We start from the raw sequence: 23,937 nt of genomic DNA, 5'->3' as shown, positions 1-23,937 counted from the left end.
GTTCTAGTATCGGTCTTCCAAACAGTGAAGTTCCAATGTGTCTGGGGTTATTGGGCCAGCCAGCCACCGTCGATATTCCACGCCGCACCGCGCACCTGGGCGCCGGCCTCGCTGCACAAAAACAACACCAGCTCGCCCAGTTGCGAAGGCGTGACGAACTCCAGGGACGGCTGTTTTTCAGCCAGCAAATCCTGCTGCGCCTGTTGCGGGTCGACTCCATTGGCCACGCGATCATCAATCTGCTTCTGCACCAGCGGCGTCAGCACCCAGCCCGGGCAGATCGCATTGCAGGTCACATTGCTGGTGGCGGTTTCCAGGCCCACCACCTTGGTCAGGCCGATCACCCCATGTTTGGCCGCCACATACGCAGCCTTGCCCACTGAGCCGACCTGGCCGTGCACCGAGGCGATATTGACGATACGCCCCCAGCCCTTGGCCTTCATGCCCGGCAAGCTCAAACGTGTGCTGTGGAACACCGAGGACAGGTTGATCGCGATAATCGAATCCCAGCGCTCCACCGGGAAGTCTTCCACCGCCGCCACATGCTGGATACCGGCATTGTTGACCAGAATATCCACGCCACCGAACTCGCGCTCGGCGTAGGTGAGCATGTCGGCGATCTGCGCCGGGTCGCTGACATCCGCCGGGTGATGCCCGACCTTGCCGCCAAACGCCTGCACCTGGGCGATCACCGCGCTGGCGTCGCCAAAGCCGTTGAGAATCAGGTTGGCGCCGGCCTTGGCCAGGCTCAGTGCTATCCCTAAGCCGATGCCGCTGGTGGAGCCGGTGACCAGAGCGGTCCTGCCATTCAAAGTCGTCATGAAAACCTCACACAATGCCGGTGGCATAGAAAGTACCGATCACCACGAACACCGCGAGGGTCTTGATAATCGTGATGCCGAAAATGTCCTTGTAGGCTTCGCGGTGGGTCAAGCCGGTGACCGCCAGCAGCGTGATCACCGCGCCGTTGTGGGGCAGGGTGTCCATGCCGCCGCTGGCCATGGCCGCGACCCGGTGCAGCACTTCAAGGGGGATATTGGCCGCATGAGCGGCTGAAATAAAGCTCTCGGACATCGCCGCCAGGGCAATGCTCATGCCGCCGGAAGCCGAGCCCGTGATGCCCGCCAGCAGGGTCACGGTAATTGCTTCGTTGACCAGCGGGTTGGGGATGCCCTTGAGCCAGTCCGCCAGCACCAGAAAGCCTGGCAGCGAGGCGATTACTGCGCCAAAGCCGTATTCCGAGGCGGTGTTCATTGCCGCCAGCAGCGCGCCGCTGACCGCACTTTTACTGCCTTCGGCCAGCTTGCTTTTGATCGCGGAGAAGCCGAACACCAGTACCACGATAATCCCCACCAGCAACGCTGCCTGCACCGCCCAGATCGCGGTGAGCTTGGCGATTTCGGTGGTCACCGGCGCGCTCATGCCCGGCAGGCTGAGGCTGTGGGTCTTGCCGTACCACTGCGGGATCCAGTGGGTAAACAGCAGGTTCATTACCCCGACCAGAATCAGCGGCGACAGCGCGATCCAGGGATTGGGCAGGCTGAGGTTCTCGGCGGTTTCCGGCTCGTTACGCAACTCGGTGCCATAACCTTCCCCGGCCCGCTGGGCCTTGTTGCGCTGGCGGGCCAGGTAGAGCATACCGGTGCAAAACACGAAGATCGTGCCGATCAGCCCCAGCCACGGCGCCGCCCAGGCAGTGGTGTTGAAGAAGGTACTGGGGATGATGTTCTGGATCTGCGGCGTGCCGGGCAGGGCGTCCATGGTGAACGAGAACGCGCCGAGGGCGATGGTCGCCGGGATCAGGCGCTTGGGGATATTGCTCTGGCGAAACATCTCTGCCGCGAACGGGTACACCGCAAACACCACCACGAACAGCGACACGCCGCCATAGGTGAGCAGGGCGCAGACCAGCACGATCACCAGCATTGCCTGGCGCGTGCCCAGCAAGCGGATCGCAGCCGCGACGATCGAGCGCGAGAAACCCGACAACTCGATCAGCTTGCCGAACACCGCACCGAGCAGGAACACCGGGAAATACAGCTTGATAAAACCGACCATCTTTTCCATGAACACCCCGGTAAAGGCGGGGGCGACGGCTGATGGGTCGGTGAGCAGCACCGCGCCGAGGGCGGCGATGGGGGCGAACAGGATAACGCTATAGCCACGGTACGCAGCCAGCATCAGCAGCGCGAGCGCAGCCAGGGCAATGATCACACTCATGGTGTGTCTCCATCGGATTGTTATTGTTGTGGGGTGAAGCGGTGGGAGGGCTATAGCTAGATGTGTGCCAGATTTATAACTTGTTGATATGTATGGATTTATTGTGGATTGAGAGTGATTTTCGAGACGGCAGTCTCAATCTTGAGACGAGTGGAGATCCTTGTGGGAGCTGGCTTGCCTGCGATAGCGGTGGTTCAGCTGGCTTGTAGGGCACTGTTAGACCGCTATCGCAGGCAAGCCAGCTCCCACATAAGAATGTCTTGATATTGGGAATGTCGTCTCTTTTTTGAGACTAGGTTAGTCCCAGCGCCAACATTTTTTTATACAACGTCGACCGCCCAAACCCCAACCGCTTGGCCGCTTCTACAACATTTCCGTCACTGGCTTTGAGCGCCCCCGCAATCACCTGCCGATCAAACCGCTCCCGCGCCGCCGCAAAGGTTTCACCCTCGATCGCGTCCACCGGGCCACGGACTACTGGACTGAACGTACCAATCGCTGCACGAACCTGCACGGCATTCAACACCAGGTCATCACTCAACAGCGCCGCCCGCTCCAGCACATTGCGCAGTTCACGGATATTGCCCGGCCATGCATGTTGTGCGAGCAACGCCAGCGCCCCATGCTCCAGTTCGTGCTGGCTGCGCAGTTCCTCGAGGATCGCCTCGCTCAACGCCGGGATGTCCTCCAAGCGCTCACGCAACGGCGGCACCTGGATCGGCAGCACATTCAGCCGGTAATACAAATCCGCACGAAACTCGCCGCGCTTGATCGCCGCTTCCAGGTCCATGGAGGTGGCTGCAATCACCCGCACATCGCTGTGCAGCATCTCGTTGGAACCCACTGGTTCGAATTCTTTTTCCTGCAACACCCGCAGCAGTTTGCTTTGCAGCGGCAGCGGCATGTCGCCGATTTCATCGAGAAATAGCGTGCCGCCCTGGGCGATCTGAAACTTGCCAGGGCGGCCCTTGCGGTCGGCGCCGGTAAACGCGCCGGGTGCGGTGCCAAAGAACTCGGCTTCGAGCAGGTCATGGGGAATGGCCGCGCTGTTGATGCTTACGAAGGCTTTGTGCGCCCGCGGTGACGCGCCGTGGATGGCCTGGGCGAGCAGTTCCTTGCCGGTGCCGGTTTCGCCGAGCAGCAACACCGGCGACTCGGCGCTCGCACTGCGCCGCGCCCGGCGCTTGACCTCCAGGCTGGCGGCGCTGGTGCCGATAAAATGCGCGAAGTTGTATTTGCTTTGCCGCGAGCGCAGCAGCGAGCGCGTCGAGGCCAGCTCTTGTTGCATGCTCAGGTAGCGCTCGATCAGCGGCGACAGGTTGCGCAACTCGTCGAACAGCGCAAAGCCAATCGCGCCGATCACCGCTCCGGCATCATCGTGGATTGGCAGGCGCATCACCACCAGCGGGCCCTTGGGGGTGTCCTGGATATCCAGCAGTATCGGCCGGTCATCGCGCACCACCTGGCGCAACAGGCTATTGGAAATCACCTGCTCGCAGGGTTGGCCGATGGCCTCATCGGCGCTGTGCAGGCCGAAGCGCTTGGCGTAACGCTCATTCATCCACACGATATTCGCGTCGCGGTCGACGATGACCGTGCCTTCGCTGGACTGCTCGATGATCTCGAACAACGACTGAATGGCCAGGCCGCGAACGTGTTGGTAGTCCTTGAGGCTCGTGCTCATGGAGGCAGAATCCTGTTAATGATCACAAGGGAATATGCGCCGCTGCCAGCAGTTCCTTGGTGTAGGGGTGCTGCGGTGCTTCGAAAACGTCATGGCTGGCGCCGCGCTCCACCACCTTGCCATCCTTGACCACGATCATGTCATGGGCCATGGCGCGCACCACGGCCAAGTCATGGCTGATAAACAGGTAAGTCAGGCCATATTTGTCCTGCAGTTCACGCAGCAACGCTACCACTTGTTTCTGCACCGTACGGTCCAGGGCCGAAGTGGGTTCGTCGAGTAGCATCAGCGCCGGTTTGAGCACCAGGGCGCGGGCGATGGCGATGCGTTGGCGCTGGCCACCGGAAAACTCATGGGGGTAGCGATGCCGGCTGGCGGGGTCGAGGCCCACGTCCTTGAGCACCTGGATCACCTGGGCATCGCGCTCGGCCACGCTGCATGGCGCATGCACTTCCAGGCCTTCGCTGATGATCTGCTCGACCGACATGCGCGGGCTGAGGCTGCCGTAGGGGTCCTGGAACACCACCTGCATCTGCTTGCGCCACGGGCGCATCTGCTGATGATTGAGCGGGTCGAGGGCCTCACCCTGGAAGCGGATGCTGCCGGTGGAGTCAAGCAAACGCAGGATCGCCTGGCCCAACGTCGATTTGCCCGAGCCGGACTCACCGACAATCCCCAGGGTCTTGCCGCGCTGCACGCTGAGGCTGATGCCGTCGACCGCACGCAGCCAGGTCTTGCGCCGAAACAATCCGCCGCCCAAGGGGAAATCGACGTTGAGGTTGTCCACTTGCAACACCGTCTCGCGCGCGTCGCTGCACAGCGCATCGCCCGTGGGCTCGGCGTCCAGCAGCAAGCGGCTGTAAGGGTGCTGTGGGGCGGTGAACAAGGTCTGGCAGTCAGCCTGCTCGACAATTTCCCCGGCGCGCATCACGCAGACCCGCTGGGCGATACTGCGCACCAGGTTAAGGTCATGGCTGATCAGCAGCAGCGACATGCCCAGGCGTTGCTGCAAAGACTTGAGCAGCAGCAGGATCTTGCGCTGCACGGTCACGTCCAGCGCGGTGGTGGGCTCGTCGGCAATCAGCAACTCCGGCTCGCAGGCCAGGGCCATGGCGATCATCACCCGCTGGCGCTGGCCGCCGGACAGCTGGTGCGGGTAGGCCTTGAGCCGTTCCTGGGGTTTCTGGATACCCACCAGCTCCAGCAGTTCGAGAATCCGCGCCTGCGCCTGCTTGCCGCCCAGGCCCTTGTGCAGCAGCAGGGTTTCGCCGATCTGCTTTTCGATGCTGTGCAATGGGTTCAGGGACGTCATCGGCTCCTGGAAGATCATCGCAATACGGTTGCCGCGCAGTTTTTGCAGGGTAGACGGCGCTGCACCGATTAACTCCTGGCCACGATACTTGATCGAGCCCGTGGTTTCGGTACCGGCTTGCGGCAGCAGTTGCAGGATTGAATGGGCAGTCACTGACTTGCCCGAGCCCGACTCACCCACCAGTGCCAGGCACTCGCCGGGGCGCACGTCCAGACTCAGATTACGCACCACGGTCTGGCCGCTGAACGCGACGCACAGGTCGCGGATTTCGATCAGGTTCATAGGCAATTACTCATGAGCGAGGGTCGAAGGCGTCACGCAACGCCTCGCCGATAAACACCAGCAACGACAGGATCAGCGCCAAGGTGAAAAACGCGGTCAGGCCCAGCCAGGGGGCTTGCAGGTTCTGCTTGCCCTGGGCGATCAGCTCACCCAGGGACGCGCTGCCGGCCGGCATACCGAAGCCGAGGAAATCCAGGGCGCTCAAGGTGGATATCGCCCCGGTCAAGATAAACGGCAGATAGCTGAGCGTCGCGGTCATGGCATTGGGCAGGATATGCCGGCGAATGATCTTGGCGTCACCCAGGCCCAGGGCGCGCGCGGCCTTGACGTACTCCAGGTTGCGCCCGCGCAGGAACTCGGCGCGCACCACATCCACCAGCGCCAGCCAGGAAAACAGCGCCATGATCCCCAGCAACCACCAGAAATTCGGCTCGACGAACCCCGACAGGATAATCAGCAGGTACAGCACCGGCAGACCGGACCACACCTCCAGAATGCGCTGCCCGAGCAAATCCACCCAGCCGCCGTAGTAACCCTGCAACGCCCCGGCGGCAATGCCGATGGCGGCGCTGATGGCGGTCAAGGCCAGGGCAAACAGGATCGACACCCTTGCGCCGAAGATCACCCGCGCCAGCACATCGCGGGACTGGTCATCGGTGCCCAGCCAGTTCACCGCCGACGGTGGGCTCGGGGCAGGGCGGGTCAGCTCATAATTGGGGGTGTCGTCGCTGAAGGGAATCGGCGGGAACAGCATCCAGCCGCCGTCCTGCTTGATCAGCTTTTGCACGTAGTCACTGCGGTAGTCCGCCTGGAACGGCAGCTGGCCGCCGAACTGCTGTTCGGTGTAGCGCTTGAACACCGGGAAATACAGCTCGTTCTTGAAGCTGAGCACCAAGGGTTTGTCATTGGCGATCAACTCGCCGCCCAGAGTCAGGATAAACAGGCCGATAAACAACCACAGCGACCACCAGCCACGCCGGTTTTTCTTGAAGCGTTCGAAACGCCGACGCGCAACGGGAGACAGGTCAAGCATCAGGCGTTCCTCGCAGCAAAGTCGATACGCGGGTCCACCAGGGTGTAGCAGAGGTCACCGATGAGTTTTATCAAAAGGCCGAACAGGGTGAAGATAAACAGCGAGCCGAATACCACCGGGTAGTCACGGGACACTGCCGCCTCGTAGCTCATGCGGCCCAGGCCATCGAGGGAGAAGATCACTTCGATCAGCAGTGAGCCGGCAAAAAATACGCTGATAAACGCTTGGGGAATCCCCGAGATCACCAGCAGCATGGCATTGCGAAACACATGGCCGTACAGCACCCGGCGTTCGCTCAGGCCCTTGGCACGGGCGGTCACCACGTACTGGCGGGTAATCTCATTGAGGAACGAGTTCTTGGTGAGGATGGTCAAGGTGGCAAACCCGCCGATCACCAGCGCCGTCACCGGCAAAACCAGGTGCCAGAAATAGTCGGCAATCTTGCCCACGGTGCTCAGTTCGGCAAAGTTTTCCGACACCAGCCCGCGCACCGGGAACCAGTTCAGCGACGTACCGCCGGCGAATACCACAATCAGAAACATCGCAAACAGGAACGCCGGCATCGCGTAACCGATCACGATGGCCGTGCTGCTCCACATATCAAAGCTGCTGCCATGGCGCACGGCCTTGCGTATCCCCAAGGGTATCGACACCAGGTAGGTGATCAGCGTCGCCCACAGGCCAAGGGAAATGGTAACTGGCATCTTTTCCAGGATCAGGTCGGTCACCGTCGCGCCGCGAAAGAAACTGTTGCCGAAGTCCAACTGGGCGTAGTTCTTGAGCATCAACCATAGGCGTTCCGGTGCGGACTTATCGAAGCCGTATTGTTTTTCGATGTCCTTGATCAGCTTCGGGTCCAGGCCACGACTGGCCCGCGAGCCGCTGATGCCTTCGCCGGATGCGCCCGCTACACCGCCGCCGCCAATGCCTTGCAGATGGGCAATGGCCTGTTCCACCGGCCCGCCGGGCGCGGCTTGCACGATCACGAAGTTCACCAGCAGGATGATCACCAGCGTCGGGATGATCAGCAGCAGGCGCCGTACGATATAGGCAAACATCAACGGGCTCCTCCGCGTTTTTTCAGCTCGGCCTGCATTTGCTCGTTAGTCAGTGGCGTGGGGCTGACTTCCCACCAGGTTTCCAGGGCTTCGTCATTCTTCGCCTCGATCGCCGGGCGGCCGAAACGGTTCCACCACGCGGCGGAGGTGCCCGGGGGGTAATAGTTGGGGATCCACAGGTAATTCCATTGCAGCACACGGTCCAGGGCGTGGGCGTAGGTCAGCATCTGTGCCTGGGTGTCGGCCTTCACCAAACCGTTGATCAGCGTATCGACGGCCGGATCCTTGAGTGCGATGTAGTTGTTGGCGCCCGGATCGAACGCAGCGGCGGAGCCGAAGTAGTTGTACAGCTCCATGCCGGGCGAGGTGGTGACCGGGAAACCGGTGACGATCATGTCGTAGTCGCGGGCCATCAGGCGGTTCACGTACTGCGAAGAGTCGATGCGGCGGATATTGAGGGTGATGCCGATCTGCGCCAGGTTGCGCTTGTAGGGCAGCAACAGGCGCTCAAGCCCGTTCTGGACGTTGAGGAAGGTGAACTCCAACGGCTCGCCCTGGGCGTTGACGAGTTTGTCACCCACCGGTTTCCAGCCCGCGTCCTCAAGCAGTGCCAGGGCTTGCAGTTGTTTATCGCGGATCATGCCGCTGCCGTCGGTGACCGGGGCCTTGAATACCTGGGTAAACACTTCATCCGGGATTTGCCCGCGCAACGGTTCCAGGATCGCCAGTTCTTCCTGGGTCGGCAATTGGCTGGCCGCCAGCGGGCTGTTGGAAAAGTAGCTTTGCTGGCGGATGTACAGGTTGCGCATCATTTGCCGGTTGGCCCATTCGAAATCCCACAGCATCGCCAGGGCCTGGCGCACGCGGCGATCTTTGAAAATCGGCTTCTGCACGTTGAACACATAGCCTTGGGCCGGTTGCGGCATCTCTTTGGCCAGGTGCGCGCGCTGCAGGCGACCATCGTCCAGCGCCGGGCCGTTGTAGCCGATGGAATAGCCGGTGGCGGAGAATTCACGGTTGAAGTCGTAGGCGCCGCCGCGCAGCACCTGGCGCGCCACTTCGGTGTCGCCGAAGTATTCCAGGCTCAGGTGATCAAAGTTGTACAGGCCACGGCTGACCGGCAAATCCCTGCCCCACCAATCCGGATCGCGGGTAAAGGTGATGGTGCTGCCGGCGTCGATCTTGCTGACCTTGTACGGGCCGCTGCCCAGCGGGGCTTCGTAGCCGCCGCCATTGGCAAAGTCACGGGTCTTCCACCAATGTTCCGGGAACACCGGCAAGGTGGCGATATCCAGGGGTAGGGTGCGGTTTTCGTTGCTGGAGAAGTCGAAGCGCACCTGACGCTCGCCTTCGACTTCGACGTGCTTGACGTCGGCAAACAACGTGCGAAAGCGCAGGCTGCCTTGGGTCATCAGCAGATCGAAGCTGTAGCGCACGTCTTCGGCTGTAATCGGGGTACCGTCGGCGAAACGCGCCTTGGGATTGAGGTAGAAACGTAGCGACAGGCCGTCGTCGGCGCGCTCCATTTTTTCTGCCACCAGGCCATAAACGGTGTAGGGCTCATCCAGCGAGCGCAGCGCCAGGGGCGCATACACCCAGCCGTCGACCTGAGACACGCCAATACCTTTGTCGATATACGGCAGCACATGATCAAACCGCCCGACCTCCAGCGCCGAGCGCCGCAGGCTGCCGCCCTTGGGCGCGTTGGGGTTGGCATAGTCGAAGTGGCTGAAACCGGCGGGGTACTTGGCGGGCTCGCCGTAAACCGTCAGGTAGGTTTGCGGGGCTGCGATCGCCGCAGTGCTGGCCATCAGCAGGGCCAAGGTGGAGCAGAGCAGAGATGAAAAAGCCAATCGCATTATCAGCCTTGAACGCCGGGTTAAGAAGAATAGGGATTTGTACGCTAACGGCCTGGGCATCGCCAGTCATCACATGCACAACGGCCCGCCAAAGGGCGGGCCGTTGTTTATCGCATCTGCGCCGATTGAATCAATCCTGGCGGCTGGTGACTTCCAGCAGGTGATAACCGAACTGGGTTTTCACCGGGCCCTGCACGGTATTGACCGGGGCGCTGAATACGACAGTGTCGAATTCCTTGACCATTTGGCCTGGGCCGAACGAACCCAGATCACCGCCCTGGCGGCTGGATGGGCAGGACGAATTGGCTTTGGCGATTTCTGCGAAATCAGCGCCGCCTTCGATTTGGGCCTTGAGCTCGTTGCACTTGTCTTCAGTGGAAACGAGGATGTGACGGGCGGTGGCTTTGGCCATGGGGAATAACTCCTAGAGTAAAAAAACGGTGAGCGTACCGGATTCAGGCGGTTATTTCCTGGCAAAGTTCCGCTGCTGTTCAGTCGTGCCTTTTTCCGTGTGGCGGTTCAAGGCAACACGATGTAGTCGTTGCGCTGCACGATCGGTTGGTGCGGCCCCTGCACCAGGTGGATATAACGGCCGTCCACCAAGTCGATCGGCAGGCAGTCGTCAATATCCAGCACGCCGTCGGTGTGGGCCTGGGACCAGTGGCGCAGCATCTGCTGCTTGCCCTGGCTCATGGCCTGCTGTTTGTTACGAGCGACTACCAGCAGGTAGTGATGGGCCTCGCCGAAGCTATGGGCTTCATAGCCACCGAGGTTGATGAAGTACAGGCGGGGCACGTCGCCATGGGGCGCCAGATGGCTCAGTTCAACTTTCCAGCCGTCGACGCCGTCGACCGCCATCCATGAGTCGATGTGCACACCCTTGGGGCTGCCAAACCAGGCGTCGCGCAATTGCGGGTAGCTGGCCTGCAACGTGTCCGCCACGGCGAACACCACATCGTGTACTTCGATTTTGGCCCGTGGATGCTTGCCCCCGAGCATGACGACAAACAGCATTACCGGTGATTCCTGGCGACTGGCGAAAGGGCAACCATACTGCGATTGAACCCTTTTGTCCGCTCAATGCCACATTGTTAATCAGCACACTCACCAGGAGGTTGTCATGCGTACCATTGATCTGGCCGGTGTTCCCGTCCCTGTCATCGGCCAGGGGACCTGGCGCATGGGCGAAGACCCAAGCCGGCGCCGCGCCGAAGTTGCTGCGCTGCAACTGGGTATCGATGAGGGCCTGACGCTCATCGATACCGCCGAGATGTATGGCGACGGCGGTGCCGAAGAGGTGGTCGCAGAGGCAATTCGTGGCAAGCGCGACCAGGTATTTCTGGTCAGCAAGATCTATCCGCATAACGCCAGCCAAAAGGGCGTGCCTCGCGCCTGCGAAGCCAGCCTTCAGCGCCTTGGCACCGATTACATTGATTTGTATCTGTTGCACTGGCGCGGCCAGTACCCACTTGAAGAAACTGTCGAAGCGTTCGAGCGTTTGCGCGAGGCCGGCAAAATCGGCCGCTGGGGTGTTTCCAACTTTGATGTGGCAGACCTGCAGGAGCTCGCATCCCCTGCATGTGCGACCAATCAAGTGCTCTACAACATTGAAGAGCGCGGGATAGAGTTCGACCTGTTGCCATGGTGGCAACAGCATCATTTGCCACTGATGGCTTATTGTCCCATCGCCCAGGGTGGTGAGCTGCTGTCGAGCCCGACCCTCAAGCAGATCGCACGTCGCCATGAGGTCACACCGGCCCAGGTATCGCTGGCGTGGGTCCTGCGCCAGGAGGGTGTTATCGCAATCCCCAAGGCGGTCACACCTGAACACATCCGACTCAACGCCGCAGCTGCGAAGCTGGTGTTGGATGAACATGACCTGGACGCTATCGATCGTGTGTTCGCAGCGCCCAAGCGTAAGCACCCATTGGCGATGGTGTAACCGGCCAGCAGGAACGGCGCCTTCCCTGGCAGCCGTTCCCGCTTTAAACCGTGGTTAGCCGGCCACTGGGCTGCGCCAGTCGTCCGAGCCGGAAGTTCCGGCCACTTCGTGAGTCCAGATGATCTTGCGATAGGTGAAGTGCACATCCTCCAGATGGGTGAAGTGGGCGTTGTCGGGGTCCTGGCAGTTGGGCATGCGTGACTGGATGTCCACGATAGTCGCACCCTCCAGTTCAATGGTGAAGTAGTGCTCCTGGGTTCCGGCGGACGAGGTGCGCAGCCATTCGAGGCGGCAGGAGACTTCTTCACCGCTGGTCAGGGCGCTGAACAGCAACGGTGACGATTTATCGAAAACCTTGCTGATCATCAGCGGCTTGTGCACGCGCTGACCTGTCGGCTGGCCCGATTGCGGATCGCGAGGAATGATCACCTGATGGGCAAACGCCTGGACCAGTATCTGATCCTCATGACCTTCCTGATAAATGTTGCCTACCGAGTCCTGAGTAAATGTGCCTGCCGTGATCAAGCCTTGTTTGACTCCGGTGATGGAGAGGTACGCGGGTGTTGGCATGATTGGTTTCCTTGCCGGGTTGAGTAGGTTTTGCCGAACAGCGAAATGGCTGAACGGGTAAGTGCCTATAACCTATAACAAGAAGCGTGCCTGAAAGTGTGAAGTTCAATGAAATAAGGGTGAGCACTGTTTGATGCGCTGCGTATTGGATTTTATTCCGGGCGATGGGCTGTTTTTAGTTGTAAAAGTTGCGCATCGATGCGCACTTAGTTGCTCACGTGTTTTTACGGTGAAGTATACGGCTGGCCGAGCTGACAGAGTTGTTGTTACTCGAATGTGTGCGCAAATAGCTGCGCAGGCCAAGATTATAGCGGCGCGTAGGATGTTTCTTAAGTTTTGGTCCGTCGCTTGCTCATTGCTTTATGCGTGGCTAAGGTTCTTGTGTCTCGATATGTTTGAACGGAACTTAACGGCTCTCTGATACGTACTTTAATGGCGTTAAGTTTGCCTATTTTGCCTTGGATGGTTGTGTGCGGCCGAAAATGAGTCATTCAAAAGAACTTTATGCCTATTATTTGGAAGTTGCACGAGCAGCCTGTTCGTCGGGCAATTTCGTGGGCATTGATATGCGCTTTTCCAGCGAGTTCGAAGCGCTGGAAGACGAGCTTGGCAAAGCGCAGTCGGTTCATGGCAATGGGCTGCCGGATTGGCAGCGGGTCAGCGAAATCAGCGAATGCCTGCTGCGTGAGCACTCCGAGGATCTGCGTGTCGCCTGATGGTTGACCTGGGCCTTGTATCAGCGTGATTCATTGGCTGGATTGCTGGCCGGCCTCGGTGTGCTGCGTGAGCTCTGCGAGCACCATTGGGTGCACGTCTACCCTGGCAAACTGCGTACCCGCGTTGCTGCGTTTGGCTGGTTGGTGTCGCGCCTTGAGCAAGCGTTTGCAAAAAAAATCTCGCTCAATGATCAACAGCCTTTATTTCAAGCGTTGCTGGAACACCTCGAACATCTGGACCAACTATGGGCCCAACATCTGGGGAGTGATGCTCCCGTGCTGCTGCCGATTCGACGGCAATTGGCGGAGGGCTTGGCCGATGCGGCGCAAGAGGCGCCAGAAGCTGATGGGCGCGCGGGTGCTATCGCCGGCGTGAGGCAAGCGGCGGTCCAGTTGCCCACCCCCGAGCAACCGGTCAACAGCGAAAAAGAGGCGCACAAATTACTGCGCTCATTACAGGAACAGGCCCGGCCTTTATGCGCCTGGTGGTTGCGTCAGAACGCCACCGACCTGCGGGCTTTGCGCCTGGGCCGAACCTTGGCGTGGCTGATGCTCGTCAACTACCCCGACGCCAACAGTGAACGAGTAACCGCGCTGCGCCCATTGGCCGCCGACAAGCTCAAGCGTTATCAGGAGCGCTTGAGCCAAGGCCATTACGCCGATGTGTTGTTCGAACTGGAAGTCAGTCTGGCCGGTGCGTTGTTCTGGTTCGATGGTTTGCGCATGGCCTGGGAGTGTCTGGACGGCTTGCACGCGGACCTGGCCATGGCCGAACTGGAGATACATTTCGCGTTGCTGCTGCAGCGCCTGCCAAACCTGACGGAGTACCGCTTCGACGACGGCACCCCCTTTGCCGACACTGCGACAGCCGAGTGGATTGCGCTGCACGTGATGCGCCATGTGCGCAAGCCTGCGCCCAGTGAAGTCGTGACCGACCTGACGACCCAGCCCTGGGAGGCGGCGTTGGAGTCGGTAATGCCTTGTCTGCGCAAGGACGGACTCAAAGCCGCAGTGGGCGTGATCAAGCAAGGCTTGCACGGTGCGCGCAGTGATCGCTGCCGTTTTCATTGGCGCCTGGCGCTGGCCAGGTTGTGCATGGCGGCCGGCAAACACGAGCTGGCCAGGATCCAGCTGGAGCAACTCGATCTTCAATTACAGCGCACGGGCCTGGAAGGCTGGGAGCCGGCGTTGGCCCTGCAAGTCGCTCAGCTCCTGTATCGCTGCTACGACCTGTTACCTCAAAGCCAAGCCATACGCGACGGCAAGGATGCCCTGCATCGCCGGTTGTGTCATTTCGACCTGGAAGCAGTACTTCAATAGTGCCTCATCAAATAAAAGGAAAAGCACCATGGCCAAAGACGGTTCGGTAGCCCCCAAGGAACGTATCAATATCACCTTCAAACCCGCCGTCGGCGGTGCGCAGGAAGAAGTCGAACTGCCGTTGAAGCTGCTGGTGCTGGGAGACTTTTCCCAACGTGCGGACCTGCGCAAGCTGGAAGATCGCAAGCCCATCGGTATCGACAAACACACCCTCGACGAGGTGTTGGCCAAGCAGGCAGTGAGCCTGACGCTGAACGTACCCAATCGCCTCCAGGATCAAGCCGACGTGGAAGAACTGGCGATCCAGGTTCGCATCAACGCGATGAAAGACTTCAATCCCGCGAATCTTGTCGAGCAGATCCCGGAGTTGCAAAAGCTGATGGCACTGCGTGAAGCGCTGGTGGCGCTCAAGGGGCCATTGGGTAACACCCCAAGCTTTCGCAAGGCTATCGAGCAGGCACTGACCCATGGTGATTCCCGAGCACAAGTCATGGCCGAGCTGGGGCTGCCCAGCCCAGACGCCTGACATTTTCAGTAAAAGGACACTGACCCCATGACCACGATTCAACACGAACTGCAATCGGTACAAACTATCCACACCTGCAGCATCCTCGACAACATCACCGCCCAGACATTGCTGAGCGCTGACGACGAGGCTTACGGCATCGCCAAGCGCGGCGTATCGGCGTTTATCGCGGAGCTGCTCAAGCCACACAACCGTGACGAACCGGTAAAGAAACGCCTGGTCGACCGGATGATCGCCGAGATCGATACCAAGCTCAGCCAGCAAATGGATGAGATCCTGCACCATCCCGACTTCCAGGCACTGGAAGCTTCCTGGCGGGGGTTGCAGTTGCTGGTCGACCGCACCAATTTTCGCGAGAACATCAAGATCGAGCTGTTGAATGTCTCGCGCGAAGACCTGCTGGATGATTTCGAGGATTCCTCGGAAATCACTCAGTCCGGGCTTTACAAGCATGTTTACAGCGCTGAATACGGTCAGTTCGGCGGGCAGCCGGTGGGTGCGATCATTGCCAATTATTTTCTCTCGCCCAGTGCGCCCGATGTAAAGCTGATGCAATACGCCTCCAGCGTCGCCAGCATGGCTCACGCCCCCTTTATTGCTGCGGCGGGGCCGAGTTTCTTTGGCTTGGAAAGCTTCACCGGGCTGCCCGACCTGAAAGACCTGCGGGATCACTTCGAAGGGCCGCAGTTTGCCAAATGGCAAAGCTTTCGCCAGAGCGAAGACGCCCGTTACATTGGCCTTACCGTCCCGCGCTTTCTGTTGCGCACCCCGTATGATCCCCTTGAGTGCCCAGTCAAGACCTTTGCGTATCAGGAAAACGTGGTTAACAGCCACGAGCATTACCTGTGGGGCAATACCGCCTATGCCTTTGCCACGCGGCTGACAGACAGTTTCGCTCGCTTTCGCTGGTGCCCGAATATCATCGGGCCGCAAAGCGGCGGGGCCGTCGAGGACCTCCCACTGCATCACTTCCAGAGCATGGGCGAGATTGAAACCAAGATCCCTACCGAAGTGCTGGTATCGGATCGGCGCGAATACGAGCTGGCGCAAGAAGGGTTCATCGCCTTGACCATGCGCAAGGGCAGCGACAATGCAGCGTTCTTTTCCGCCAGCTCCGTGCAAAAGCCCAAATCCTTTGGCATCAGTGAAGAAGGCAGGGCGGCAGAACTGAATTACCGCTTGGGCACCCAATTGCCCTACATGATGGTGGTCAACCGCCTGGCCCATTACCTCAAGGTTCTGCAACGCGAACAGTTGGGCGCTTGGAAAGAGCGCACGGACCTTGAGCAGGAACTCAACAAGTGGGTTCGCCAATATGTGGCGGACCAGGAAAACCCCAGCGCCGAAGTGCGTGGACGGCGCCCACTACGTGCCGCGCGCATCGTCGTCAGTGATGTCGAGGGCGAGCCCGGCTGGTACCGCGTCAACGTGACGGTGCGCCCGCATTTCAAGTACATGGGGGCAGACTTCACCTTGTCCCTGGTTGGCAAGCTCGATAAAGAATGAGCAGAGGCCAGGGCATGGTTCAGCACAACAGCCTTTTCGAACGCCTTGAATGCGGTGAGTCAACGCGAGGGTGTCCTGTGGCGTCCATCGCCGCACATCTGGGAAAAATGCTCAGCACACGTGCGGGCAGTGTCCAGACACTGGTTGATTACGGTTTGCCTGATCTCAACGACATGCGCCTGAGCCTGCATGAATCATTGACTCAGTCGCGGCTGCATATCGAGCGTTTTATCCAGGCCTACGAACCGCGACTGGCGAATGTGCATGTCAGGCTGTTGCCCGATGTGCGTGGGTCCCTGGTCCTGGCATTTGCAATTGAAGCTGAGCGAGTTATCGACGGCGTCCTGCAACCGGTCGTGTTTCAGGCCCGTCTTGCGCAAGCCGGGCGGGTAGAGGTTTTCGTCCATGACGTTTAACCGCGACTTTCAAAGTGAACTCAGCGCGCTGCGCCAACAAGGGCGGCGTTTTTCCGAGCGTAATCCAGCTCTGGCGCCGTTTCTTGCTGAGGCCGGCCAGGACCCGGATGTCGAGCGTCTACTGGAGGGGTTTGCATTTCTGACCGCTCGCCTGCGCCAAAAGCTGGATGACGAACTGCCCGAGCTGACGCATTCGTTGATGCACTTGTTATGGCCCCATTACATGCGGCCAACACCGGCCTTCAGCATCCTGCAATTCGACCCCTTGAAACGTGCCGGCCCCAGTGTTCGAGTGGCCCGGGACACCGCCGTGGAAAGCGCTCCCATCAAGGGTGAGCGTTGCCGGTTCCGCACATGCTATGCCACCGACATCATGCCCTTGCAACTCAGTGGCCTGGAATACCGCTGCCAGGGCGAAGGGGCCTGGCTGGAGTTGCAACTGACCATGAGTACCCAAGGTAACTTCAGTGAGTTGGCATTTGATTCGCTGAGGCTGCACTTGGCTGGCGACCACTACATCAGTCAGGGCCTGTACCTCAGCCTGTTGCGCCATGTCGGCAGTATCTGCCTGTCGCTGCTGGATCATGAGGGTATGCCGGTGAGGACCCGCGACGGGCAACCTGTGACGCTGCGCCTCAGTGCCGGCCAGGTCCAGCCAGTGGGGTTTTCCCCGGAGCAGGCGCTGATTCCTTATCCGCAGAACACCTTTGATGGTTATCGGCATCTGCAGGAGTACTTCGCTTTTCCCGAGAAATACCTGTTTGTCGACGTCGAAGGGCTGAACGTGGTGCACACGCTGCCTGACGAGCTGCTCCGGGAGGCGCATGGCATGGTGATGCGCTTCGAACTTCACACCCAGGGCCGTGATCCCCTGCGTCCAACCCTGGACAACGTGAAGCTGTATTGCACGCCCATCGTCAACCTGTTCAAACAGGATGCGATCCCCATTCGCCTGGACGGTAAACAGGATGAGTACCTGTTGGTACCTGGGGAATATACACCGGGCAATGCCAGTGTGTTTTCCGTGGACCAGGTCACCGGGTGGCGCCCCGGCGGGTTGGGCTATCAGACCTATGTGCCGTTCGAGTCGTTTGAACATGACTGCGTTCACGAGGCTTCGGCGGCACCCTCCAGTTACAGCATTCGCCAGCGTTCATCGGTACAGCATGGCGGGCTTGATACCTGGATGGGATTCCCCAGCCGCCGCGAACAGGGCCAGGAAACCCTGTCGGTCGAACTGACCTGTACCAATTGCAACCTGCCGCGCCAACTTCGTGCAGGCGAAATCAGCCTGCCCGGGGAACAGACCCCGGAGTCATTGGGGTTTTGCAACATCACTACACCCACCGCGAGCTTTGCGCCGCCACTGGACCAGGGTTTTTTGTGGAAGCTCATCAGCAATATGTCGGTCAACTATCTGTCGTTGACCGATATCAATGCCTTGAAAGTGATACTCCAAACCTACGACTTGCCAGGCTATCACGATCGACAGGCGTTGAAGGTCAGTCAGAAAAGGTTGAGCGCTTTGCGCTCCATTCGCCATGAGGCGGTGGACCGTCTGCACCGCGGGCTGCCTGTTCGAGGCTTGCAGGTCGAGCTGACGGTTGATTCCCAGGGCTTTGTCGGTCAGGGCGATCTGTTTGTATTCGCCTCTGTTCTCAATCAGTTCTTTGCACTCTATGCCAGCCTCAATTCGTATCACGAGTTGCGGGTCATCAGCACACAAGGAGACGTGTACCTATGGCCATCCCGGATGGGGCAGCAACCGCTGTTTTGACTCAACTTTGCCGTGTGATTCGTGAGTACACGCTATTTCAGGCGATTGTGCAGATCATCGAACGACTGCGCGAGGCCCATCCGCTGCTGGATGACGAGGCGCTGTATGACCAATTGGAGTTCCAGGCCAACCCCGGTTTTGGGTTTGCTGCGCACGATATCGACCGCGTGGAGTTTTTCAGCGAGCACGGGGCCTTGCGCGCTCGCTTGCGTCTCAACGTATTGGGGTTATTCGGTGCTGGCTCGCCGCTACCTGCGTTTTACGCCGAGCAAGCGTTTGCCGAGCGTTCGGGCGGCAACCCGACTCGAGATTTCCTTGATCTGTTCCATCACCGCCTGCAGCGCTTGATGTTGCCGATCTGGCGCAAATACCGTTATCGGGCGTGTTTCCGGGCAGGTGCTGACGACAGGTTCTCCGAGCAGATGTTTGCCTTGATGGGGCTGGGCGACAGCGCAATTCGCAGTGCTTCGCAGTGCTTCGCAGCTTGATTGCAAGCGCCTGCTGCCTTATCTGGGCCTGCTGAGTTTGCGAGTGCACTCGGCTGCGCTGATCGAGGTTGTCCTGCGTTACTACTTCAAGCACGACGCGTTGTTTATCGAGCAATGGGTGGAGCGCACGGTCGAGGTCAGCCAGTTGCAATGCAATCATCTGGGGCGGGCCAATAGTGCCCTTGGTCAGGACCTTGTCCTGGGGCATCGTATCGCTGACCGCAGCGGTAAGTTCAGGGTGCATCTTCCGGCGCTGGGTTGGCAGCGTTTGCATGATTTTCTGCCTATCGCAGAGGCGTACCAGCGGCTGTGCGCGCTGGTGCGACTGACCCTGCGCGACCCTCTGGAATACGACCTGCGCCTGACGTTGGCACCGGGCGAGGTCAGGCCGTTGCACATTGGCGAAAACACGCTTTGCCGCCTGGGCTGGACCACCTGGCTGGCGCATGAACAGGCCGACGGCGTGGTCACGCTTGCCGGCAATTTTCACAGGGGTTGATGATCATGATGAATGTGGACCTGCCAGGCGAATTGTCCGACCCACTGGTATACGCCAATGCGCTGGCCGCCTGCTTTACACGCCTGGCGTTGTACCGTGATGAACAGGCGCTGCCTGACGCGCTCGTCGCCGGTGTGGCACAACTGAGCCAGTGCGAACTCAGCCAGTTTTACCTGTTCAATGAAGTGACCGGTCGCCTTGAACTGATTGCCCAGCATTTGTCCGAGGGGGCATCGATGGTCGCAGATTCTGATCTGCACCCTCCACCCCTGTTGAACCATGCCTTGAGCCAAGGCGCTGTCCTGAGCCTGGAAGATGTGCAGAGCAGTTGCCATGACGTTCATTTCCTGCCCGTACCGGTGAAGCCCTGGCGGGCGCTGTTGAGCGTGCCATTGCTCAATCGTGGTGAGCGGGTCGCCGGTGTGCTGCTGTGCGCTCGGCAACAGCCGGCCCAGTTGCAAGGCTACGCCACCTCCCTGGCGCAGTTGGGCAGCTTCGCCGTGAACCAGCTGCTGGTACTGCGCAGTATGCAGCCCAACGTTGATTCAAGGCTCAGGTGCAACAAGCCGTTGGCCAGGGAGTACGGATTGATTGGCTCCAGTGCGGCGATGAAGCAGACGTGCCATTTGATCAGTAAAGTCCTGCATACCCCGTACACCGTACTGCTGTGCGGCGAGACCGGTACCGGCAAGGAAGTGGTAGCTCGGGCCATTCATGCGGCCGGCCCGCGCCGGGAGAAAGCCTTCGTGGTACAGAACTGCGCGGCGTTCCCTGAAGGGCTGCTTGAGAGCGAGCTCTTCGGTTATCGCAAAGGTGCGTTCACGGGGGCCGAGCGCAATCATGCGGGCCTGTTTGATACCGCGCACGGCGGTACGTTGCTGCTGGATGAAATCGGCGACATGCCGCTGGCACTGCAAGCCAAATTGCTGCGGGTTTTGCAGGAGGGCGAGGTCCGGCCGCTGGGTGCCAGCGCGGCGCATAAGGTCGACGTGCGGATCATTGCGGCGACTCATCGCGACCTCGCTGCGATGGTCGCCGAGGGGCGCTTTCGCGAAGACCTCTATTACCGGCTCGTGCAGTTCCCGATCACGTTACCGGCCCTGCGCGAGCGAGACGGCGACCTGCTGCAACTGGCGCGCTATTTCACTGACGAGGCGTGCGCGGCGCTGGAGAGGTCACCCGTGGGTTGGTCCACCCTGGCCCTTGATCAACTCTCCGGCCACGCCTTTCCCGGCAACGTACGCGAGCTTAAATGCATGGTTGAGCGTGCCGTGTTGTTGTGTGACGCCGACGTGATCTTGCCGGAACACCTGGCGCTGCCACCGACTGCGGCGCCGGCCGCGAGCGACGATGTGACGCTGCGCCAGCGCATGGAACGAGTAGAGCGAGTGTTCCTGCTCGATTGCTTGCACAAGAACCATGGCAATCGCACCCGTACCGCGCGGGAGCTAGGGGTTGCCCGACGCACGCTGCTTTACCGCCTTGCACGCTTGAATATCCCCGTCGGCGATGCCAGGGAGAAATGCTGAATGGCGCACTTGATTTTTACTGTGGGAGAAACCTGATGCCTGACCGTCCATGGCACGCCGTGTTGCTTGTGTTGTGTTTGCTGGGTGGCTGTAACGCCAACTACGTGTTCGATGATACCGAGTACCGTCCTCTGGGTGACCCACAGGCAATTACTCGTGGCCGATGAATAGAGGGATCATGACGATGCAGCTTGTGTTTGAGGTCTGTGCGGTCGACAGCGCCAGCGCCGAACCCTCGGCCCACAAAGTATTTGACGCGGTGGGCGGCGTGATTGGCCGCGGCCCCGGATGTGACTGGGTGATACCCGACCCCAGCCGCGTGCTCTCCAGTCACCATGGATTAGTCGGTTACCGTGAGGGCCGCTATTTCCTGACTGATATCAGCCGTAACGGTATTGGCGTGGCAGGCAGTGCTGAACGCCTGCGCAAGGGGCAGGCGCGATTGATCAATGATGGCGATGTATTCGAACTTGGGGCGTTGGCGCTACGTGCGCGTTTGTTGCAACCCGCACGACCTTGCGGCGAGCTGCGTGCCAGTGCGGCAGTACCGATTCCCGATGATGCCTTCCTGTCCCTGTACCCTCTGCACGCGCTGGACCTGGAGCACCAGCAGCAGGCCATCTCGGATGACCTGGCAGCATTGAGCGAGGCCGTTGATGAGCAAGGGGTGTGGGCCGAACGCCACGGGACCGATAGGGAGCATGTGACATTCCCGCGCCGGGCAGAACCCGGGGTAGACGCTGCTGCAGTGCACGTTAGTGCAATGGCACCCTCGACTGATGAAGTGTTCTGGTCACAGTTCGCGGCGGCCTTGGGCGTGGGGCTCGACGCACTCGACCCAGCGGCCAGGGAGGTGCTGGCGATCAAGGTGGCGGGCTTGTTTCGCTTGACGATCCAGGGGCTGCAACAAGCTCTGCGCACGCGTGAAGAGTTGCATCACGAATGGGGGAGGCCGTCGTTCGACAGTCAGGGCGCAGCCCGGAACCCCTTGAAAATGTTCAGTGATACCAACGCGGCGTTATCCGCACTGCTGGATACAGAGGCTTTGGGCCAAATGCCCGCCTTGCGGGCCATTGGTCAGGCTCATCGGGAGCTGCAGGTACATCAGGTCGCGCTGCAGGCTGCCTGTCGCAGCACCGTGAATAAGGTGTACACGGCCTTCGAGCCGAACCATTTGGCCTGGTGCTTTGAGTCTCAGGGCAAGCCGCCAAGATTTTTTACCGATGGGGCGCGTTGGCGTGCTTACCAGCGTCACTACCAGCGTTTGGTGGCGCAAGGGCCGTTGAACGATCACCCGTTGAACGGCGATTTTGCCACGGCCTATGAAGAACAGGTGCGCCTGATCTCCTCCCTGCACATTGATTTTTCAGGATGATATTCATGTATCGAGCCACCCGCGCTTTGGTGTTGCTTTTGTCTGGTTTCCTGGCGGGTTGCAGCGCCGTATCGCCTTTTTCCACGCTGACCAAGCTGGACGTGGTGTTGACCGCCAACGAGCACGTCAACCCCGACCTGCACGGTCGCCCCTCTCCCGTGGTGGTGCAGTTGATCGAACTGCGCCATGGCGTCGCCTTCGAACATGCCGACTTCTTCAGCCTGTATGACAAGGCGCAGCAATTGCTGGCAAAGGACTGGGTAAGCAGTGAAGAAGTCGAGCTGCGTCCAGGTGACCGCCTGGCGCTCAAACTCCGTATCGGTCCCGACAGTCGTTTTGTGGGGGTGTTGGCGGCTTACCGAGACTTGCCGCACGTTCAATGGCGGCAGTTGATCCCCGTGACTCTGCACCAGCGCAACCGTGCCGATCTGGTGCTGGACCAGGACGGCATACGCGTTGTCGACTCGCTCGCCGTGATGGAGGTGCGCTGAGATGCCTGTTCATAAAGTGATCTGGCAAGAAGGCATGTTGCTGCGGCCACAGCACTTGCAGCACAACGACCGCTATTACCAACAGCAACTCAACCAGACGCGCTTGTTGGGCAGTGATGCCTGGGGCTTCCTTACCCTGGAGTTGAATGAGCAATACCTAAAGCTGGGCAAGCTGGTGGTCAACCAGGCAAGTGGCGTCTTGCCGGACGGGAGCTTGTTTGATTTGAGTACCGCTATGGAACCGCTGGTGTTGCAGGTGCCAACTGATGCGGGAAGGCAGGGCATTTACCTGGCACTGCCCCTGGCCAGCGGCAATCACCTTGAGGTTCGCCAGCCTGAACAGAGCGATGTTCTGGCGCGTTACCTGCGATGCGAAGTGGAAGTGGGAGACTCCAACCTGGGTGTAGATGCGCGTTGCCGAATCAGCTGCGCACGGCCCGACTTACGCCTTGTATTGGGCGAGCAAACGGGTGATCAGAGCTTCGTCAAACTCAAGGTTGCCCAGGTACTGGATGTCAGCGGTGAAGGGGGCGTGAGCCTGGATAACGCGTTCATTCCGACCTTCATTTTCGTGCAGGAGCATGGCTACTTGGCGTCGTGCCTTAACGAAGTCGTCGGTCTGCTTGCCAGCCGTGGCGATGCCATCGCGGCGCGCATTCGTGGCGAGAGCACGGCTGCAAGCACACAACTCGGTGATTTCCTGATGCTGCAGGTGATCAATCGTACCGAACTCGCGCTGCGGCACTGCCTGAGCCAGGCCCAGGTTCGGCCTGAAGCGCTGTTCCGCCTGTTGGTGTCGATGCTCGGCGAGCTATCAACGTTCGCCTGTGACAGTAAACGCGCGCAGCTGGACGTGCATTATCGACACAGCGACCAGGGCGCCAGTTTTCGTGGGCTGATGGAGCGCGTACGCGCCGTCCTGTCGGTGGTGCTTGAGCAACATGCGATCGAATTGACATTGCAACCACGCCAGTACGGCGTTCTGGTCTGCCCGGTCAGCGAGTTGAAATTGCTCGGCACGGCCACGTTCATCCTGGCAGCCACCGCGCAGTGTGAGGCAGAGGAACTGCGCCAGCGCCTGCCGGCCCACCTGAAAGTCGGGCCGGTAGAGCGCATACGTGAGTTGGTCAACCTGCACCTGGCCGGTATCAAGGTCAAGCCGCTGCCAGTGGCGCCGCGGCAGATTCCGTTTCATGCCGGCAAGACCTATTTCATCCTCGATATGAGTGCCCCCGAGATCGCGCAATTGCAGCAGTCGGGCGGTTTCGCGTTCCACGTAGGCGGTGACTTCGCCGGGCTTGAACTCAACTTTTGGGCCATCAGGAATTGAATGC

Annotated in this window: 20 protein-coding genes and 2 pseudogenes; 12 read left to right on the top strand and 10 right to left on the bottom strand. The window is 59.9% G+C overall.

The features are described 5' to 3' along the window. Positions 1-47 precede the first annotated feature (47 nt). From PSEBG33_RS11905 to PSEBG33_RS11945, 9 genes are all read right to left on the bottom strand, one after another. On the bottom strand, positions 48-821 hold the full coding sequence (locus tag PSEBG33_RS11905) for a 3-hydroxybutyrate dehydrogenase (RefSeq protein ID WP_005788813.1): 774 nt from the start codon (positions 819-821) through the stop codon (positions 48-50). Between the two features lie 7 nt (positions 822-828). Further along, complete coding sequence (locus PSEBG33_RS11910; protein WP_005788811.1) at positions 829-2,220, bottom strand: GntP family permease; 1,392 nt, start codon at positions 2,218-2,220, stop codon at positions 829-831. Between the two features lie 292 nt (positions 2,221-2,512). After that, positions 2,513-3,904 (bottom strand): sigma-54 interaction domain-containing protein, encoded by a 1,392-nt coding sequence (locus PSEBG33_RS11915; protein WP_005788810.1) that lies wholly within the window; start codon positions 3,902-3,904, stop codon positions 2,513-2,515. A 22-nt stretch (positions 3,905-3,926) separates the two neighbouring features. Further along, positions 3,927-5,498, bottom strand: coding sequence for an ABC transporter ATP-binding protein (locus PSEBG33_RS11920; protein WP_005788809.1), 1,572 nt, complete (start codon positions 5,496-5,498; stop codon positions 3,927-3,929). Positions 5,499-5,508: 10 nt separating this feature from the next. Continuing rightward, positions 5,509-6,531, bottom strand: coding sequence for an ABC transporter permease (locus tag PSEBG33_RS11925; RefSeq protein ID WP_005788807.1), 1,023 nt, complete (start codon positions 6,529-6,531; stop codon positions 5,509-5,511). Next, a complete protein-coding gene (locus PSEBG33_RS11930; RefSeq protein ID WP_005788805.1) occupies positions 6,531-7,589 on the bottom strand; it encodes a microcin C ABC transporter permease YejB in 1,059 nt (352 codons plus the stop codon). The genes PSEBG33_RS11925 and PSEBG33_RS11930 overlap by 1 nt, the downstream gene beginning before the upstream one ends. Next, positions 7,589-9,448, bottom strand: a complete 1,860-nt coding sequence (locus PSEBG33_RS11935) for an extracellular solute-binding protein (RefSeq protein ID WP_005788803.1) — start codon at positions 9,446-9,448, stop codon at positions 7,589-7,591. The genes PSEBG33_RS11930 and PSEBG33_RS11935 overlap by 1 nt, the downstream gene beginning before the upstream one ends. A gap of 130 nt (positions 9,449-9,578) precedes the next feature. Continuing rightward, on the bottom strand, positions 9,579-9,860 hold the full coding sequence (locus tag PSEBG33_RS11940; protein WP_005788801.1) for a peptidylprolyl isomerase: 282 nt from the start codon (positions 9,858-9,860) through the stop codon (positions 9,579-9,581). Positions 9,861-9,967: 107 nt separating this feature from the next. Then, positions 9,968-10,462 (bottom strand): DUF1543 domain-containing protein, encoded by a 495-nt coding sequence (locus PSEBG33_RS11945; protein WP_005788798.1) that lies wholly within the window; start codon positions 10,460-10,462, stop codon positions 9,968-9,970. Between the two features lie 106 nt (positions 10,463-10,568). Here PSEBG33_RS11945 and PSEBG33_RS11950 point away from each other — a divergent pair, with 106 nt between their 5' ends. Next, complete coding sequence (locus PSEBG33_RS11950) at positions 10,569-11,390, top strand: aldo/keto reductase (protein WP_005788796.1); 822 nt, start codon at positions 10,569-10,571, stop codon at positions 11,388-11,390. 54 nt (positions 11,391-11,444) lie between these two features. On the opposite strand, the gene PSEBG33_RS11955 is transcribed toward PSEBG33_RS11950, so the two are convergent. After that, positions 11,445-11,960, bottom strand: a complete 516-nt coding sequence (locus tag PSEBG33_RS11955; protein ID WP_005788794.1) for an Hcp family type VI secretion system effector — start codon at positions 11,958-11,960, stop codon at positions 11,445-11,447. A gap of 482 nt (positions 11,961-12,442) precedes the next feature. Between PSEBG33_RS11955 and tssA the strand changes: the two are divergent. The 11 genes and pseudogenes from tssA (at position 12,443) to tssK (ending at position 23,933) form a co-directional block, all read left to right on the top strand. Continuing rightward, positions 12,443-13,996: pseudogene (gene tssA, locus PSEBG33_RS28025) on the top strand (type VI secretion system protein TssA). A 28-nt stretch (positions 13,997-14,024) separates the two neighbouring features. Continuing rightward, positions 14,025-14,522 carry a type VI secretion system contractile sheath small subunit gene (gene tssB, locus PSEBG33_RS11965; RefSeq protein ID WP_005788788.1) on the top strand — a complete coding sequence of 166 codons (498 nt, stop codon included), beginning with the start codon at positions 14,025-14,027 and terminating at the stop codon, positions 14,520-14,522. A gap of 27 nt (positions 14,523-14,549) precedes the next feature. Next, positions 14,550-16,028 (top strand): type VI secretion system contractile sheath large subunit, encoded by a 1,479-nt coding sequence (gene tssC / locus PSEBG33_RS11970; RefSeq protein WP_005788785.1) that lies wholly within the window; start codon positions 14,550-14,552, stop codon positions 16,026-16,028. 14 nt (positions 16,029-16,042) lie between these two features. Next, positions 16,043-16,444 (top strand): type VI secretion system baseplate subunit TssE, encoded by a 402-nt coding sequence (tssE, locus tag PSEBG33_RS11975; protein WP_005788783.1) that lies wholly within the window; start codon positions 16,043-16,045, stop codon positions 16,442-16,444. Beyond that, positions 16,434-18,221, top strand: a complete 1,788-nt coding sequence (gene tssF, locus PSEBG33_RS11980) for a type VI secretion system baseplate subunit TssF (RefSeq protein WP_005788782.1) — start codon at positions 16,434-16,436, stop codon at positions 18,219-18,221. The genes tssE and tssF overlap by 11 nt, the downstream gene beginning before the upstream one ends. Next, a pseudogene (tssG, locus tag PSEBG33_RS28020) lies at positions 18,185-19,208 on the top strand (type VI secretion system baseplate subunit TssG). The gene tssF and the pseudogene tssG overlap by 37 nt, the downstream one beginning before the upstream one ends. A gap of 8 nt (positions 19,209-19,216) precedes the next feature. Further along, positions 19,217-20,737, top strand: coding sequence for a sigma-54-dependent Fis family transcriptional regulator (locus PSEBG33_RS11985; RefSeq protein ID WP_005788779.1), 1,521 nt, complete (start codon positions 19,217-19,219; stop codon positions 20,735-20,737). 35 nt (positions 20,738-20,772) lie between these two features. Next, positions 20,773-20,904, top strand: coding sequence for a hypothetical protein (locus PSEBG33_RS28805; RefSeq protein ID WP_005788777.1), 132 nt, complete (start codon positions 20,773-20,775; stop codon positions 20,902-20,904). An 11-nt stretch (positions 20,905-20,915) separates the two neighbouring features. Beyond that, positions 20,916-22,112 carry a type VI secretion system-associated FHA domain protein TagH gene (gene tagH / locus PSEBG33_RS11990; protein WP_032803580.1) on the top strand — a complete coding sequence of 399 codons (1,197 nt, stop codon included), beginning with the start codon at positions 20,916-20,918 and terminating at the stop codon, positions 22,110-22,112. A 5-nt stretch (positions 22,113-22,117) separates the two neighbouring features. Continuing rightward, entirely contained in the window at positions 22,118-22,603 is a 486-nt protein-coding gene (tssJ, locus tag PSEBG33_RS11995) for a type VI secretion system lipoprotein TssJ (protein WP_005788774.1), read from the top strand. A 1-nt stretch (position 22,604) separates the two neighbouring features. Then, the gene (gene tssK / locus PSEBG33_RS12000; RefSeq protein WP_005788773.1) at positions 22,605-23,933 is read left to right on the top strand and encodes a type VI secretion system baseplate subunit TssK; all 1,329 of its coding nucleotides are present in this window, start codon (positions 22,605-22,607) and stop codon (positions 23,931-23,933) included. Positions 23,934-23,937: the final 4 nt, after the last annotated feature.

The sequence above is a fragment of the Pseudomonas synxantha BG33R genome, assembly GCF_000263715.2.
Classification (GTDB): domain Bacteria; phylum Pseudomonadota; class Gammaproteobacteria; order Pseudomonadales; family Pseudomonadaceae; genus Aquipseudomonas; species Aquipseudomonas synxantha_A.
The sequence above is the reverse complement of the archived record's forward strand: the minus strand, read 5'-3'. Positions and strand labels throughout refer to the sequence as shown.

Excerpts from the sequence above, each read along its gene's own strand:
- PSEBG33_RS11905 (WP_005788813.1), bottom strand. The coding sequence starts at position 821 with ATGACGACTTTGAATGGCAGGACCGCTCTGGTCACCGGCTCCACCAGC.
- PSEBG33_RS11910 (WP_005788811.1), bottom strand. The coding sequence starts at position 2,220 with ATGAGTGTGATCATTGCCCTGGCTGCGCTCGCGCTGCTGATGCTGGCT.
- PSEBG33_RS11915 (WP_005788810.1), bottom strand. The coding sequence starts at position 3,904 with ATGAGCACGAGCCTCAAGGACTACCAACACGTTCGCGGCCTGGCCATT.
- PSEBG33_RS11920 (WP_005788809.1), bottom strand. The coding sequence starts at position 5,498 with ATGAACCTGATCGAAATCCGCGACCTGTGCGTCGCGTTCAGCGGCCAG.
- PSEBG33_RS11925 (WP_005788807.1), bottom strand. The coding sequence starts at position 6,531 with ATGCTTGACCTGTCTCCCGTTGCGCGTCGGCGTTTCGAACGCTTCAAG.
- PSEBG33_RS11930 (WP_005788805.1), bottom strand. The coding sequence starts at position 7,589 with ATGTTTGCCTATATCGTACGGCGCCTGCTGCTGATCATCCCGACGCTG.
- PSEBG33_RS11935 (WP_005788803.1), bottom strand. The coding sequence starts at position 9,448 with ATGCGATTGGCTTTTTCATCTCTGCTCTGCTCCACCTTGGCCCTGCTG.
- PSEBG33_RS11940 (WP_005788801.1), bottom strand. The coding sequence starts at position 9,860 with ATGGCCAAAGCCACCGCCCGTCACATCCTCGTTTCCACTGAAGACAAG.
- PSEBG33_RS11945 (WP_005788798.1), bottom strand. The coding sequence starts at position 10,462 with ATGCTGTTTGTCGTCATGCTCGGGGGCAAGCATCCACGGGCCAAAATC.
- PSEBG33_RS11950 (WP_005788796.1), top strand. The coding sequence starts at position 10,569 with ATGCGTACCATTGATCTGGCCGGTGTTCCCGTCCCTGTCATCGGCCAG.
- PSEBG33_RS11955 (WP_005788794.1), bottom strand. The coding sequence starts at position 11,960 with ATGCCAACACCCGCGTACCTCTCCATCACCGGAGTCAAACAAGGCTTG.
- tssB (WP_005788788.1), top strand. The coding sequence starts at position 14,025 with ATGGCCAAAGACGGTTCGGTAGCCCCCAAGGAACGTATCAATATCACC.
- tssC (WP_005788785.1), top strand. The coding sequence starts at position 14,550 with ATGACCACGATTCAACACGAACTGCAATCGGTACAAACTATCCACACC.
- tssE (WP_005788783.1), top strand. The coding sequence starts at position 16,043 with ATGGTTCAGCACAACAGCCTTTTCGAACGCCTTGAATGCGGTGAGTCA.
- tssF (WP_005788782.1), top strand. The coding sequence starts at position 16,434 with ATGACGTTTAACCGCGACTTTCAAAGTGAACTCAGCGCGCTGCGCCAA.
- PSEBG33_RS11985 (WP_005788779.1), top strand. The coding sequence starts at position 19,217 with ATGAATGTGGACCTGCCAGGCGAATTGTCCGACCCACTGGTATACGCC.
- PSEBG33_RS28805 (WP_005788777.1), top strand. The coding sequence starts at position 20,773 with ATGCCTGACCGTCCATGGCACGCCGTGTTGCTTGTGTTGTGTTTGCTG.
- tagH (WP_032803580.1), top strand. The coding sequence starts at position 20,916 with ATGACGATGCAGCTTGTGTTTGAGGTCTGTGCGGTCGACAGCGCCAGC.
- tssJ (WP_005788774.1), top strand. The coding sequence starts at position 22,118 with ATGTATCGAGCCACCCGCGCTTTGGTGTTGCTTTTGTCTGGTTTCCTG.
- tssK (WP_005788773.1), top strand. The coding sequence starts at position 22,605 with ATGCCTGTTCATAAAGTGATCTGGCAAGAAGGCATGTTGCTGCGGCCA.